This window comes from Kingella bonacorsii (assembly GCF_016623605.1).
Taxonomy (GTDB): Bacteria; Pseudomonadota; Gammaproteobacteria; order Burkholderiales; family Neisseriaceae; genus Kingella_B; species Kingella_B oralis.
In genome coordinates, this window is record NZ_JAEHNZ010000004.1 from 91,882 (window position 1) to 107,278 (window position 15,397).

General features: G+C 54.4%; 12 protein-coding genes and 2 pseudogenes. 7 read left to right on the forward strand and 7 right to left on the reverse strand.

All coding sequences use genetic code 11. The features are described from left to right. The first annotated feature begins 190 nt into the window (after positions 1–190). The 7 genes and pseudogenes from JDW22_RS11035 to JDW22_RS13735 form a co-directional block, all read left to right on the forward strand. Positions 191–1,330, forward strand: coding sequence for a M14 family metallopeptidase (locus JDW22_RS11035; RefSeq protein ID WP_200523100.1), 1,140 nt, complete (start codon positions 191–193; stop codon positions 1,328–1,330). Positions 1,331–1,456: 126 nt separating this feature from the next. Beyond that, positions 1,457–1,855, forward strand: coding sequence for a hypothetical protein (locus tag JDW22_RS11040; protein WP_200523101.1), 399 nt, complete (start codon positions 1,457–1,459; stop codon positions 1,853–1,855). Between the two features lie 174 nt (positions 1,856–2,029). Continuing rightward, positions 2,030–3,259, forward strand: a complete 1,230-nt coding sequence (gene ccsB, locus JDW22_RS11045) for a c-type cytochrome biogenesis protein CcsB (protein ID WP_200523102.1) — start codon at positions 2,030–2,032, stop codon at positions 3,257–3,259. A 293-nt stretch (positions 3,260–3,552) separates the two neighbouring features. Next, entirely contained in the window at positions 3,553–4,017 is a 465-nt protein-coding gene (locus JDW22_RS11050; RefSeq protein ID WP_200523103.1) for a DUF4149 domain-containing protein, read from the forward strand. A 15-nt stretch (positions 4,018–4,032) separates the two neighbouring features. Continuing rightward, entirely contained in the window at positions 4,033–5,949 is a 1,917-nt protein-coding gene (gene dxs, locus JDW22_RS11055) for a 1-deoxy-D-xylulose-5-phosphate synthase (RefSeq protein WP_207748836.1), read from the forward strand. Positions 5,950–6,211: 262 nt separating this feature from the next. Continuing rightward, positions 6,212–6,730 carry an SH3 domain-containing protein gene (locus JDW22_RS11060; RefSeq protein WP_200523104.1) on the forward strand — a complete coding sequence of 173 codons (519 nt, stop codon included), beginning with the start codon at positions 6,212–6,214 and terminating at the stop codon, positions 6,728–6,730. 106 nt (positions 6,731–6,836) lie between these two features. Continuing rightward, positions 6,837–6,941 (forward strand): annotated as a pseudogene (locus tag JDW22_RS13735) (lipoyl(octanoyl) transferase LipB); the annotation flags it as partial. Positions 6,942–7,034: 93 nt separating this feature from the next. On the opposite strand, the gene JDW22_RS11065 reads toward JDW22_RS13735, so the two are convergent. The 7 genes and pseudogenes from JDW22_RS11065 to JDW22_RS11090 form a co-directional block, all read right to left on the reverse strand. Then, positions 7,035–7,694 carry a TetR/AcrR family transcriptional regulator gene (locus JDW22_RS11065; RefSeq protein ID WP_200523105.1) on the reverse strand — a complete coding sequence of 220 codons (660 nt, stop codon included), beginning with the start codon at positions 7,692–7,694 and terminating at the stop codon, positions 7,035–7,037. A 144-nt stretch (positions 7,695–7,838) separates the two neighbouring features. Further along, a complete protein-coding gene (murB, locus tag JDW22_RS11070; RefSeq protein ID WP_200523106.1) occupies positions 7,839–8,873 on the reverse strand; it encodes a UDP-N-acetylmuramate dehydrogenase in 1,035 nt (344 codons plus the stop codon). A gap of 241 nt (positions 8,874–9,114) precedes the next feature. Then, positions 9,115–9,228 (reverse strand): annotated as a pseudogene (locus tag JDW22_RS13740) (IS1595 family transposase); the annotation flags it as partial. Positions 9,229–9,442: 214 nt separating this feature from the next. Next, positions 9,443–10,921 (reverse strand): DASS family sodium-coupled anion symporter, encoded by a 1,479-nt coding sequence (locus JDW22_RS11075; protein ID WP_200523107.1) that lies wholly within the window; start codon positions 10,919–10,921, stop codon positions 9,443–9,445. A gap of 319 nt (positions 10,922–11,240) precedes the next feature. Then, positions 11,241–12,494 (reverse strand): complex I 51 kDa subunit family protein, encoded by a 1,254-nt coding sequence (locus JDW22_RS11080; protein ID WP_200523108.1) that lies wholly within the window; start codon positions 12,492–12,494, stop codon positions 11,241–11,243. 174 nt (positions 12,495–12,668) lie between these two features. Then, a complete protein-coding gene (locus JDW22_RS11085; RefSeq protein WP_200523109.1) occupies positions 12,669–14,291 on the reverse strand; it encodes an FAD-binding protein in 1,623 nt (540 codons plus the stop codon). Positions 14,292–14,307: 16 nt separating this feature from the next. Beyond that, on the reverse strand, positions 14,308–14,934 hold the full coding sequence (locus JDW22_RS11090) for a 2Fe-2S iron-sulfur cluster-binding protein (protein WP_003793885.1): 627 nt from the start codon (positions 14,932–14,934) through the stop codon (positions 14,308–14,310). Positions 14,935–15,397: the final 463 nt, after the last annotated feature.

Sequence of the window (15,397 nt, forward strand, 5' to 3'; positions counted from 1 at the left end):
AAAGCAGTCAAGCAACAAAAAACTAACTAATCCTGCAAACCTTGTTTTTATTAAAAATATTTTTTAACGCAGGCAATTTATTTCAACAAAAGCGCCCATCATGTGCCGTATTGTGTGCAAAATAATCGTATAATCGCGCCCGTTTTCATTTTTCACATTGTTTTCAAACAACCGCCCACGAGTAAACACCATGAAAATCTCCGCCAATTTTGACGCAGGCAGCATCATCGTAACCGATTTATCCAATCCGTCGCACATTCGCTTGGCACTGCGCCCTGATACCGCTGCCGATTTCAAACAATGGTTCTACTTTCGCTTGCAAGGTGCGGCATACACTCATTGCGTGATGCACTTTGAAAACGCCGCTGATGCCGCCTATCCCGAAGGCTGGGATGGCTATCAAGCCGTTGCTTCTTACGACCGCCAAAACTGGTTTCGCGTGCCCACGCAATACGAAAACGGCGAACTCATCATCAACCACACGCCGCTTGCCAACAGCATTTATTACGCCTACTTTGAGCCTTATTCCAGCGAGCAGCATTTGAACTTGCTGGGCGAAGCGCAAGGCAGCGGCTTGTGCCAAATTGAAGATTTGGGCAGCACCGTGCAAGGGCGCGACATCAATTTGCTGACCATCGGCAACCAAGTGGACAGTGATTTGAAAATTTGGGTAATCGCGCGGCAGCACCCCGGCGAAACGATGGCGGAATGGTTTATGGAGGGCTTTTTGTCGCGCCTGCTGGACCACCAAGACCCCACCGCGCGCAAATTATTAGACAAAGCCACGTTCTACATTGTGCCCAATATGAACCTCGACGGCGCGGCTTTGGGCAATCTACGCACCAACGCGGCGGGCGCGAACCTGAACCGCGAATGGCAAAACCCCAGCATAGAGCGCAGCCCCGAAGTGTATTTTGTGCGCGAGAAAATGCACGAAACGGGCGTGGATGTGTTTTTAGACATTCACGGCGATGAAAGCATCCCCTACATTTTCGTGGCGGGCACGGAAGGCGTGCCAAACTACACCAGCCGCATCGCCGAATTGGAAACGCTGTTCAAAACGGCTTTTCAGGCTGCCTCACCCGATTTCCAAACCGTGCATGGCTACGAAAAAGACCATTTTGGCGAAGCGAATTTAACCCTTGCCACCAATTATGTGGGCAACACGTTTGGCTGTTTGGCGTACACGCTGGAAATGCCGTTTAAAGACAACGACAATTTGCCCGATGACGATTTTGGCTGGAACGGGCAACGCTCGCTGCGCTTGGGCGAGAGCATTTTGAGCGCGGTGCTGGCGGTGGCGGAAGAATTGCATCACGAGAGTGAATAACGCGCCAAAGGCAGCCTTGCCCCTTTGTCCAAATCTTTGATTTGGGTACAAAGGGGTATACCGCAAGGCAAAACACAAAAAACGTTTTCAGGCTGCCTCTGATTAACATTAACAGGAAAAATAACGATGCCACGCAAACCCACCAAAGATGCCATTGTTATCGCCGTTATCTATTTGAGCTTCATGCTTTGGATGGCAGTAAGAGTATGGTTTGACGCGCAAACCAACGCAAACGTAAACAAAATAAACATTCTACGAATTTTGCTTATGGGTGCGTCGGGATTTTTGTCCTTGTTATATGTGGATTGGGCGTTGCCACCGCAATTTACGCCGCTGCATCGGTTATCGTGGTTCGGCAGAATCTGGCGCATTGTAGTTGCCGTGTTGGCAATTTTGATTGGCAACGTATTTATTTTTGGCGGCTTGTTCCGCATTTGGCAACAACCCTCTACATCATCGTTGGTGTTTATGACTCTATCTACTGCCATATTGTATGCGGGCATCCGAATGCTGCGGGCGCGCTAATCCATCCGTTTTCAGGCTGCCTTTAAGCGGCTTGTTTAACCAACACACAAACAAAAAACGCGCCGAAAACGCCGTTTAACCAACCCATAGGCAGCCTGAAAACAGCTAAACCAACATTCGCCCAACCCATTTTCAGGCTGCCTCAACCCTATAACCCATCAAACCACACAAACCATGACCACCCAACCCATCCCCCAACACGAGCTGCTGCGCGAAAAATCGCTGCTCAAAACCCTTAATCTCACCGACTGGCTGTTTGCCGCCTGCATCGCCACCATTGGCGCGCTGGTTCAAATCAAGCTGCCGCACCACATGGACATCTACGAAACCGTTATCCTGTGGACAAGCACGCTTATCGCCACGGGCTTGGGCTGGTTTTTCAAGCCGATGCGCTGGTTTATTATCGGCGGCGTGTTGGCGGGCTATGCCGCAGTGGGGCTATACGATGGCAACATCGCCAATGGGCATGAGCAAAGCGGCAAATTTTTCCTGCGCTATTTGTTAAGCAGCCAATCGGCGATTATGTGGCAATGCGCCCTAACCGCGTTCGCCTTTGCCGCCTATCTAGTTGGCACACTCACCGCATGGCGGCAACAACAGAGGCAGCCTGAAAACGAGCAAAGCGCGTCTCAACAAAACCCAAACGCCCACAACACCAACGTGCTGCTCAAAATCGCCAGCGATTTGGCATGGGCGGCCGCCTTTATGGGCTTTGTCGGGCTGCTGGTGCGCTGGCACGAAAGCTATTTGCTGCGCCCCGATGCAGGGCATATCCCCGTTTCCAATCTATACGAAGTGTTTATCCTGTTTATGGTGATTACAGGCTTGATGTATCTGTATTACGAGCGCAAATTCGCCATGCAAAAACTGGGCGTGTTTATCTACGCCCTGCTCTGCGGCTTGGTGGGCTTCACGCTGTGGTACAGCCTGTCGCGCGGTGCGCACGAAATCCAGCCGCTGATTCCCGCGCTGCAATCTTGGTGGATGAAAATCCATGTGCCTGCCAACTTTATTGGCTACGGCGCGTTTTGCATGGCGGCGGCGTTTGGCGCGGCGGAACTCATCGCCCTGCGCGGCAGCAAATTTTTGCCCGATGCCGCGCAAATCGAAGAAGCCATGTATAAAGCCATCGCCGTGGGCTTCCTGTTTTTCACCATCGCCACCATACTCGGCGCGCTGTGGGCCGCCGACGCTTGGGGGCGCTATTGGAGCTGGGATCCGAAAGAAACATGGGCGTTTATCGTGTGGCTGAACTACGCCATTTGGCTACACATGCGGCTGGTGGCGGGCTGGCGCGGCAAAGTATTGGCGTGGTGGGCGGTTATCGGGCTGTTTATCACCGCGTTTGCCTTTGTGGGCGTGAATATGTTCTTGTCGGGGCTGCATTCTTATGGCGGGTTGTGAGGCAGCCTGAAAACAAAGGCAGCCTGAAACCCCACCCCCTTTTCAGGCTGCCTTAGAACCTGTATTCACTCTTTTCATAGGTAGATTTGATGACATAAAAACGCGGACACAAGGCAAAAAGCGCAGCAAGGTTGAACACCTTGCGCGCATTTTTAACGCAGTAGCCGCGTTTTTAGGACATGAAAGATGCCTATGAAAAGAGTGAATACAGGTTCTTATATTCAAAATTTACCCGCCTATCCCGCCAAATTCCGCTATGATATGCCCTTTCAACACCAGCAAAGGACCAGCCTATGCGCCGCATCACCGCCCTACTCATCAGCCTTTGGCTCGGATTTCACCTTAGCGTCGGTTGCGTGGTTGCCCCCCTCGTTGCCAACCACCTCAACACCTCAGACAGCGGCAAAGCCCTAGCCGACACACTTTCAGGCAGCCTCTTTCACATCGCCAACCTATTCACCCTTGCCGTTTGGCTCATCGTTTACTTCACCGCCCGCAGCGACAACCGCATGGCGTATCACAAATCCCGCACGCCCTTTTGGGCAGGCACGCTGCTTGTGTTCACCGCCATCAACGAATGGCTCATCACCCCCGTGGTCGCCGTCCTGCGCGCCAATCAAACCAACTGGCTGCACAACATCATCGGCGGACACGTCGGCACATGGAACGGCATCTCCTATCTTGTTTACCTGTTATGCAGCCTGATTGGCTTGGCACTCGCCATCCAGCTGCTGCGCCTCGCCAACCCACAACACTAACCCCGTCCATCCATCATGAACACCCCACTTCTCTCCTCCATCCAAAACCCAAACGACCTCAAACAACTGAGCGAAAACCAACTGCCCCAAGTTGCCCAAGAAATCCGCGAACTGCTGCTAGACAGCATCCAAAAAACAGGCGGGCATTTCGCCAGCAACCTCGGCGCGGTGGAGCTTACCCTCGCCCTGCATTATGTTTACAACGCCCCGCACGACCACTTGGTGTGGGACGTGGGGCATCAAACCTATCCCCACAAAATCCTCACGGGGCGCAAAGACCGCATGGACACCATGCGCCAATACCAAGGCTTGGCAGGCTTTCCCAAACGTTGCGAAAGCGAATACGACGTGTTCGGCGTGGGGCATTCTTCCACCTCCATCGGCGCAGCACTCGGCATGGCGGTTGCCGACAAACTGCACGGCAGCGATGCCCGCAGCGTCGCCATCATCGGCGATGGCGCGATGACCGCAGGGCAAGCGTTTGAAGCCTTGAACAACGCGGGCGACATGAGCGATGTGAACCTGCTGGTGATTTTGAACGACAACGAAATGTCCATTTCGCCCAACGTGGGCGCGTTGCCCAAACACCTTGCCCGCCATGTGATGCGCGATATGCGCGGCGTGTTGCACGAAATCAAAACCCAATCGGCAAAAGTGTTAGACAAACTGCCCGCCGTAAAAGAAATCGCCGAAAAAGCCGAGCAAACTATCAAAACCTACGCCAGCGAAAGCGAGCACGTGCAACAAAGCCTTGGTTTATTTGAAAACTTTGGTTTTGAATACACAGGCGCGGTGGATGGGCACAACATCGCCCAGCTGGTGCAAGTGTTGCGCGAATTGCGCGGCAAAAAAGGCCCGCAGTTATTGCACGTCATCACCAAAAAAGGCAACGGCTACAAGCTCGCCGAAAACAACCCCGTGAAATACCACGCCGTAGGCAAAGCCCCCGCCGCCGCCAATCCCGATTCAGGCAGCCTGAAAACCGAAGCCAGCGCAGCCCAAGCCGCCTCCGCGCCCACCTACACCGAAGTCTTTGCCGATTGGCTTGCCGACCAAGCCCAAGCCGATGAACGGCTGATTGCCATCACCCCCGCCATGATAGAAGGCAGCGGCTTGGTGGCCTTTGCCCAGCAATTCCCCAACCGCTGCTTTGATGTCGGCATCGCCGAGCAACACGCCGTAACCTTTGCCGCAGGCTTAGCGTGCGCCGAAGCCAAACCCGTGGTGGCGATTTATTCCACCTTTTTGCAACGCGCCTACGATCAATTGCTGCACGACGTGGCGCTGCAAAACCTGCCCGTGCTGTTCGCCATTGACCGCGCGGGCATCGTGGGCGCGGACGGCCCCACCCACGCGGGCGTGTACGATTTAAGCTATTTGCGCTGCGTGCCCAATATGGTGATTGCCGCCCCCAGCGACGAGCAAGAATGCCGCCTGCTGCTTTCCACCTGCTACGCACTCAACCAACCCGCCGCCGTGCGCTACCCGCGCGGCACGGGCATCGGCGTGAACGTGGTGCGCGATTTGGCGACCGTGCCCGTGGGCAAAGGCATTTTGCGCCGCCAAGGGCAACGCATCGCGCTGATTGCCTTTGGCAGCATGGTGCAACCCGCGCTGGGCATCGCCGAGCAACTCAACGCCACCGTTGCCGATATGCGCTTTGTAAAACCAATAGACAACGATTTGCTGCAAGAATTGGCGCAAACGCATGATTACTTGGTTTGCTTGGAAGAAAACACCACCCAAGGCGGCGCGGGCAGCGCGGTGCTGGAAAGCTTGGCATTTTCAGGCTGCCTCAAACCCACGCTGCTGTGCGGCATCCCCGACATCGTTACCGAACACGGCGACACGGCGTTGCTGATGGATAAAATGGGCTTGTCGGAACAGGCGTTGTTAAAACGGATTGAAGATTGGTTAGCAGCGCAGCAATAGGCAGCCTGAAAATAGAAATACACGCCAAAGCCAAAGGCAGCCTGAAAATGGGGATAGGGTTTTCAGGCTGAAACCTTTGCAAAACCCGTAACCGATGGAGCGTCGGCGGCTCGCCGACATTTTGAAAAATCAGTAATACTATGGTTTAACAAGCAATTTGGCGACGAGCCGTCGCCGCTCCATTTTAGGTTTTAGACTGTTGTTGGGGGTTTTGCAAAGGTTTCAGCCTGCCCCCTAATCCATCCCCAAAGGAAACCCCACCATGAAAAAACTCCTCTTCCCCCTCCTGCTTGCCGCCGCCATGCTGCCCGCCCAAGCTGCCGACTATTTCCTACCAGATATCGAATGCGACGGCAGCGCCAACGTCCGTGCCGCACCCGACACGCACAGCAAAATCCTCACCGAGCTGGATTACCGTAGCACGCAGCACAAAATCCTCGGCAGGCAGGGCAAATGGTTGCGTATCCAACTAAACGGCGGCCGCACGGGCTACGTCCACCAAAGTCAGGGCTATATCGTGCAGAACTACATCGTTGCCAGCCCCGACGGCTCGGCCAATGTCCGCGACAACGAAATGGATCAAGGTCAGCCGATTACAGGGCAGTCCGAAATCCTCACCACTCTGCCCAACGGCACGCGCGCGCAGATTATTCCGAAATTGAACAGGGGCGACTGGCTGTATTACACCAATCAGGGTGCCTATACCGAAAAAAACGAATACGGCAACAACAAACTTATTTCCGGCTATATCCACAAAAGCCAGCTGCGCCGCGCCGATTAGGCAGCCTGAAACGCCAAAAGCAGCCTGCATCCGCATCCTCCAAAGGAAACCCCATGAACATCAAAAAACTAGGCAGAGAGCCGACTACGCCTCCTCCTTTTAAGCCATGAAAACCTTCAACGCCGCGCGCACGCCCGACACCGAAGACGAAATCTGGCTGGTCGAACACCCGCCCGTGTTCACCCAAGCCCCATTCACAAAAATCGGGCATAAATACGCAATCTCCACACACAAAGGCAGCCTGAAAAACCAAATCCCGCTTTTCAGGCTGCCTTTATTTCACTCTGCGCTCAGCAATACCACATCACGCCGCTTCATCGCCCACCAATCTATCCATCAGCGCATCAAACTCGGCAACCAGATTCGGCTCAATATGCGGGCGCAGCAGGCTCAATGTGCGATACACGCCGCGCGCTTTCACTTCTTCGGCACGCAACGAATCGCGCCCGTTGATTGAGCCGTCAAAGTCAAACCAATATTTGCCCACCAGCCACATATTCACGGTTAAATCTTTCACGCCACGGTCGTCAATGTGAATCAGCCCTTTGTCACGCAGCATGCCAAACAGCTTGGTTGCCAGCGGGGCAAATTGGTTTTGCGTGAACTGGTTATGCTCGCCCAGCAGCGTTTTGCTGCGGTTAAGCAGCGCGTTCACATCGCTAAACAAAAAGCGGTAATCCCACAAAATATTGTACAGCCCTTTCATATACGCCACCGTGCCTTCAATGCCATCGGGCAGCTCGGTTTTGCCCAGATAGTCCAGCAGCTCTTGGCGATAGCGTTTGAAAATTTGCACGATGATTTCGTCTTTGTTGGCAAAGTGATAATAGAGATTGCCTGGGCTAATGTTGAGGTGGCTGGAAATATGATTGGTGCTGATGTTGCGCTCGCCGTGTTCGTTGAACAGCATCAGGCTGGCGTCGATGATTTTATTGTAAGTGTTGGTGCGGGGTTCTTTGCTCATGTGGTGCTCGCTAATATTTTGTTTGGAAAAGAAAATAGCGCGATTGTATAAGATTTTAGGCAGCCTGAAAACGCGAAGCCAAAACGTAATGCGAAACGTTTTGGCTTCTTGGCAATGAGCGGCGCGGGTTTTCAGGCTGCCGCATCAATCCCAATGCGGTTCAAGGTTCGGCTCGGGCTCTAATTGGATGTGGAATTTTTCCCACACCGCTTGACAGACAAAATCTGACAAATCCTGCACGTCCTGCGCGCTGGCGTGGTTTTTGTTTACCAGCACAAGGGCTTGCTTGTCGTGCACCGCCGCACCGCCGATTTGTTTGCCTTTTAAGCCGCATTGGTCAATCAACCAGCCTGCGGCGAGTTTCAGGCTGCCATCGGCTTGCGGATAGCTGGGCATGGCGGGGTATTGCTGCTGGATGCGCGCGGCGTGTTCGGCGGAAACGATGGGGTTTTTGTAGAAGCTGCCTGCGTTGCCCAGCTCGGCGGGGTCGGGCAGCTTGCTGCGGCGGATTCGAATGATGGCTTGGGCGACTTGCTGCGCGGTGGGGGCTTGGCTGCCGTATTGTTCGGCAAGCGTGGCGGCAAGCTCGCCGTAGCCGATTTTGGGCGCGAAGGTTTCGTCTAGCGCAAAGGTTACGGCGGTGATGACGTAGCGGCGTTTGCCTTGCTGTTTGAACAGGCTTTCGCGGTAGCCAAATTGGCATTGGGCGTTGGATAGCGTGATGAAGTTTTGCGTTTCCAAATCAAAGCATTGCACGGAAACGATGCGGTCTTTCACTTCCACACCATACGCGCCTACGTTTTGCACGGGACACGCGCCCACTGTGCCGGGGATGAGGCTTAAATTTTCCAGCCCGCTCAGCCCGAGCGCGAGCGTGTGCTGGATGAAGTCGTGCAGGATTTCGCCCGCTTGCGCTTCCATGTGCACGATGCCGCCCGCGCGATGGGTTTCGCGGATGCCGCGCGTGGCGATGTGTACCACCAGCGCGGGATAATCACGCGTGAACAGGGTGTTGCTGCCGCCGCCGAGCCAGCAGACGGTGCGGCGGTCGTATTCGGGCAGCTGGCACAGGGCGGGCAAATCGGCGCTGTCGGTAAGCTCAACGTAATGCGCGGCGGTGGCGGGCAGGGCGAAGGTGGTGCGGTTAATCAGCGGGTGGTTGTGTTGGAGGGTGAACATGGCTTTCAGGCTGCCTGAATGGAAAAAGGGCGCATTATAGCGGGTTATGCCAAGCGTGGGATTTCAGGCTGCCTTTTGCGGGAAAAACCTGGCGGTTAAACAAGCGGATTGGAGCTGTTTGGGCAGCCAAACGGGCTGAGAAACTAAAAGCATTGGCACGCTGCGGGCGAAGCCAAGCGTTAAAACAGGCTTGCTTGCTGCGGTGGGGATTCAAATGGATTTTCAGGCTGCCGCAAGCTCAGATATATAGCGTGTTGATACTTCTGAGGCTGATGCCGGCTAATCCGGCGGTATCGGAGGCGGTCAAATCCAAAGCAAACAGCCGTGGGCTTTGGCGGAATTGCGGCTCGAAAATTTTGCTGAACTTTTGATATTTGTTTTTTTTAACTTCATTTCAGAAGATTATCACCACTATTTGATGGTTTTGCTTCCTAAGCCCCTGTCTTAAATCTGCCACAAATAAAAACGTCGGGCATAAATGCCCGACGACCTACGGTTTTGCAAAGGTTTCAGGCTGCCTCATCCCCAAGGCAGCCTGAAACGAAGTTCAGCTTAGCTAAAACGCATCATCACCAGTAGCCCAACATTTTCCACCACGTGATGCCGATGGTGCAGAAAATCAGGATTTCCACCGCGCTCATCACAAAGCCCGCAATCCACCATTCGCCCATGGTGGTGTAGCCTGAGTTGTAGATAACGGGCGACGAGCCTGATGCGTAGTGGGTGAGCGACATCATAATGCCTGTGCTGGCGGCGAGCACCAACGCAAACAGCATCGGCGGCGCGCCCAGATGCAAGCCCACGGCGTAGAACGCGCCGAGCATGGCGGTAACGTGTGCCGTGCCGCTGGCAAACATATAGTGCGAATAGATGTACACCAAAGCCAGCAAGGCGCAGCCGACTACCCAGCTTAAACCCATGCCTTGAATTTGTTGCCCCATCAGGTCGGAGAACCATTTAATCAGGCCCAGTTTGTTCAAGAAGGTCGCCATCATCACCAAGGCGGCGAACCACACGATGGTGTCCCACGCGCCTTTTTCTTTCAGCACGTCGTCCCATGTCAAAACGCCGGTGAGCAGCAGCAGGGAGATGCCGAGGAAGGTGGTGGTGGTGGCATCCACTTTGATGCCAAGCGGTGCAAGCAGGCCTGCCCACAACACGAGCAACACAGCAAACACGCCCAGCGTGATTTTTTCGTTTCTGCTCATCGGCCCCATTTCTTTGAGCTTGGCGCGCGCCATTTCGGGCGCGTCGGGCGTACTGGTGATTTCGGGTTTATACAGGAAATACAAAATAATCGGCATCAGCACCATCGCCACCATCCCCGGCACAACCATGGCGACAAACCATGTGCCCCACGACAGGTGGATTTTGCTGTCGGTGGCTTTGGCAACCAAGTCCACCACCAAGGGGTTGGGCGCGGTGGCGGTGAGGAAAATCAAGCAGGAAATAATATTGGCGTGGTAGTTCACCAACGCCAGGTAGCGCCCGATTTTGTTTTGCGTGCCTTTTTCGGGGTCGGAATCAAAGCTGGTGGCGATGGCTTTCATGATGGGGTGAACAATCGCGCCGCCGCGCGCGGTGTTGGACGGGGTAACGGGCGCAATCAGCAAGTCGCACAAGGCAAGGCTGTATGCCACGCCCACGGTGCTTTTACCAAACAGCGACAGGAACAAATAGCCGATGCGCGTGCCCAGCCCTGTTTTGAGCAGGCTGCGTGAAATCATGATGGCGATACCAATCATCCAAATCAGCGGGCTGTTCAGGCTGCTTAACGCGTCTTTGGCGGCTTGGGCGGCGGGGTTTTTGATGGGATTGCCGTCTGCGCCCAGCTCGGGCACGGTTACTTGCAGCAACGCCACAATGGTCATGGCAAGCATCGCCATCGCGCCGATGGGCATGGCTTTGCCGATGATGCCCGCGATGATGCCGATAAACAGCGCAAGCAGATGCCACGCGTTGGGCGCGACGCCTTCGGGCGCGGGGATGAACCAGAGAATTAGCGTTAGGGCTAATGCTATGGCGGCTGGGATTGGTTTAAAGCCCATGATTTCACCTCGTGAAAGTTGAGTTAAGAAAGAAAAGGTTTAATCGGTTTCAGGCTGCCGCTGCGCGATTTGCGCCTGCCGGGGCGATTTAGGCAGCCTGAAACGCCATTTTAGCAAACATGATTTAACTCTTAAATAACACGTTTTGCCTTGATATAACTTAAATTAACAGTGCAACCGTTTTTCAGGCTGCCCGACTGGTTGCGGGCAGCCTGAAAAGTGTGTCGGGCGGTGTGCCATCCGTGATGGATAGGGCGCGGGAAGCCGCTCGGGCAGCCTGAAACGGCATTCATCCGTTTTCAGGCTGCCTTTGCGCCGCTTATTTGCTTTCGGGCAAGCCGTATTCAATCGGGAAGGTGCGCATGGAGCTGGCGACCACAGTTGCCGCGCCGGTAATCAAGCCGCAGCGCCCCGCTCCTGGCATGATGTTTACCAAATTTTGCAGGGCGTGCAAATCGTCTTCGGTGCTGGTGCCGTTGTCCACGCGTTCAACCAAGCGGGCGAGTTGATAAGTGCCGCCTTTGCAGGGCGGGCATTGTCCGCAGGAGTTGTTGGCGAAAAATTGGATGTAGTCGGCGGTTTTGCGCACGATGCTGGTGCCCTCGGAAACCACAATCATCGCGCCTGTGCCCAAGCCTGAATTGCGCTCTTTGGCGGAAACGAAGTCCAAGGGCACGTCTAAATCTTTGGCGGTGAGAATGTTGTTGGATGGCCCGCCCATAAACACGGCTTTAAACGTGCGCCCTTCTAGCATGCCGCCGCCGTAGTTTTCAATCAATTCGCGCAAGGTGATGCCCATCGGCAGCTCAAACAAGCCTTCGTTCAACACGTCGCCCGATAGCGAATAGAGCTTGGTGCCTACGCCGTTGGCACGTCCCAAGCTGCGGTACCATTCCGCGCCGTTGCGCAAGATATGGGGAACGTGCGCCAGCGTTTCGGTGTTGTTGAGCAAGGTGGGCTCGCCTGCCACGCCTTTTTGGAATGGGAACGGGGGTTTGTATTGCGGGAAGGGGAAGCCGCCGTTGAGCCATGAAATCACGGCGGTTTCTTCGCCGCCGATGTAGCGTCCTGATGATTCGGTTACTTTGATCGTGAGCGGTTTGCCTAGATGCGCTTCAATGCGCTGGAACAGGGCGTGTTTTTGCCATTGGGCGATGGCTTCGCGCGTGGCGGCGAGCGATTCGGTCAGATGGGGGTTGATGTAGAGAATGATGTTGTTGGCGCGGGTGTACACGGCGGCAATCAGCGCGCCTTCAATCACTTGATGCGGCGTATGTTCCAGCAAGAAGCGGTCTTTGAATGTGCCCGGTTCGTCTTCGTTGGCGTTGCAGACCACATAGCGGTCGCCGCTTTCGCTGGGGCTTTCCGCCATGGCTGTCCATTTGCGGTGGGTGGGGAAGCCTGCGCCGCCCATGCCGCACAAGCCTGCGTCTTCCAGCACTTGGGCGATGTTGTCGGGCGCGGTGAGGGCGTTGAGCAGGCCTTCGCCGCCGCCTACGGCCAGCCATGCGTTCAAGTCGGAGCCGACGAGGCGGCTGGGGTGGAGTAATACTTGGTTCAGTTCGTTTTTCATGATTTTGGTTCCGTATGGGGAATTGGGTGGTTGAGGCAGCCTGAAAGTGTGTTGGCGCGTGCCCAATGGTTTTCAGGCTGCCTTTGCGGTGGATGATGGCGCGGTTTGGTTTTCCGTTTTCAGGCTGCCTTTGCCGATGCGATTAAGGCAGCCTGAAAACGGGTTATCGCGTTCTCAATTAATCGCGCAAATCAATCCTGCGTGTTCTTTCCAATCAAATGTGCCGTAATCGGGATACAACACGGGGGCTTTTGCGTCGCTTTTCACGCCCGCTTTTTGTAAGGCGCGTTGGAAGTTGTGGACGTGTTTCAAACCGCCGCGCACATTGTTGCGGCGCGGGGCTTTGGCGGCGGCGCGCCCTGCACGGCGACCAAAGCTGATGATGTCTAGCAGCGCGTTGCCCATTAAGCGGTTGCGCCCGTGGATGCCACCCGACACTTCGCCTGCGGCATACAAGCCTTTCACGGTGGTTTCGCAATCGCCGTTGATTTCAATGCCGCCGTTTTGGTAGTGCAAGGTGGGGTGGATGATTAAAGGTTCGCTTTCGGGGTGAACGCCGCATTTGTGGGCAACGTGCCCCAGCGTTACCAAGCGTTTCATAATATCGGGCTGCTCGGCAATGATGCGCGGCGTATCCAAAAACACGCCCACTTGCCCATCGCGCACCACGCCGCGCCCCTCTTGCACTTCGCGCAAAATGGCGGCGGCAACCACATCGCGCGGCTGCAATTCGTCCACAAAACGCTCGCCCAAGCCATTGACCAATTTGGTGCCTGCCGAGCGCGTGGCTTCGGAAATCAACGCGCCTGCCATGTGCGGCGGATGGGCAACGCCTGTGGGGTGGTATTGGAAGCTGTCCATATCGCGCAGTTTCGCGCCGATGCGATACGCCAACACCAAGCCGTCTGCCGTTGCGCCGTAGTGGTTGGATGTGGCGAAGCCTTGCAAATGCAAACGCCCCGAGCCGCCTGTTGCCAAAATAACCGCGTTGGCGTGTATCGTTACCAGTTGGCGTTTTTCCAAGTCATACAACACCGCGCCCACGCAGTTGCCCTCGTTGTCGGACAACAATTCTACGGCGGGATGGCGGTTTAGCTGGGTGATGCGCGGTTCAATTTCCACCGCTTCGCGCAGCACTTTCATCATCTCTAAGCCCGTGAAATCGCGGTGGCACAAGATGCGTTGCGCGGTGGTGCCGCCTGCTTTTTTGCGTACCAATTTGCCGTTGCGATCACTGCCTTGGGTGTCAAAATCCATGCCCAAGCCAATCAACCAGCGAATTGCCGAGGGCGCATCGGTAACCATTTGCGCCACCAATTCTTTCTTGGCTGCCATGTGCCCGCCTTTGATGGTGTCTTCATAATGGCGTTGCAAGCTGTCGTCCTCGCCCACGGCAGCCTGAATGCCGCCTTCCGCCATCACGGTGTTGCTGTCGCCAATGCGCAGCTTGTTCGCCATAATCACGCTGGCGCCCTCCGCCGCGGCGGTTAAAGCCGCCGCCGCGCCCGCACCGCCGCCGCCAATCACCAACACATCGGTGCGCATGCTTTCCGCGCCTGCCAAATCGTAGTCTTCTATCAAGGCGTGGGCGGTCAGTAATTTAGCCAAATCGGGATGGCAGGAATCGCCTGCGTTCACGCCCTCGCTCAATGTGGTGTGCGCGCTGGGGGCGTAGTCGGGGTGGAAGGTTTTGAGCAGGACTTCTTTTTCGGGCAGCGTGCCGTTGAGCTGCGGCTCGGCGCGGCGCAAATTGGCCAACGCGGTTTCGTAATCAATGCCTTTTACGGTGTGGGTCATTTTCAGGCTGCCTTTCTTAATCAATTTCTACTTTAATCTTGCCGTTGTCGATTTCTTGCAAACGGCGCATCAAATCAACGGGGCGCAAGGTGCGCGCGGCTTTCATGCGGCGGGCGAACAGACCCAAATGGTTGGGGCGGATATGCTCGGGGCAGGCCAGCGTGCACAGGTTGCACATCACGCATTCGTCAAACGTGTTGGACGCGGTGGAAAAATCGCCCGACACCACTTGCGCCACGCCGTTTTGCACTTCCAAGCCCTTGGGGCAAGCCGCATCACAGCCGCCGCAATGGCGACAGTTTTTGGCTTCAGGGAAGGTTTCATCCACTTCGTCCAGCCAGTTCCAGCCATCGCCCACTTTGTTCATGTCGTAATAATGAATACGAGCCGGCAAGAAGTAATCAATAAAGCTCACTTGCATGCCCGGCTCAATTTTGGTTTCGCAGCCCAATTTGGTTTCCGCCTTGCGCTCGCCTTCTTTGCGCACCAAGCAACGGCAAGAGCCGCACACGCCCTGCCCCATGCAGCCCACGTTGGCGGTAATCGCCTTGCCTGCGCGGGCAAGCGCTTGGATAATGGACGAATTGGCGGGCGCTTGGATTTCTTTGCCGTCAATCACCAGTGTGTAGAGTTCTTCGCTCATGGTTGGGTTCCTGTGTTATCAAAAGGTTTGTTTTAAATATATGCATGAAATTCTACCAGCAAAGTTGTAATCCACACATGTAGTAAAAATACAAATATTTCCTGATAAATTTACTCATGTTTTATTTTGTTTATTTATGAAAATTTTTGTTTACTATATTGATTAAAAAATTATTTAATAGAGAAAAACTCTCAACAAAACCGCAAACCAACCCCAAGTCCCCGACTTTATATTAAGAATAGTAAACATTCTTAACTGCGGGCTTAACTTATCTTAATATTTTTAAAAGAGAAAATTTTTTCAGGCTGCTATTTGTTTAATTTTGTTAGATTTTTAAGAAATGAAGCATTTTTGACGATGGTCAAATTCCCCCTTTTTGCCTATGACAAAGCCCGCAAAAAACTGTAATTTTCGGCAACATAAGATTTAATTAAATTTCAGCCGCCGTGTAATCAATTACATT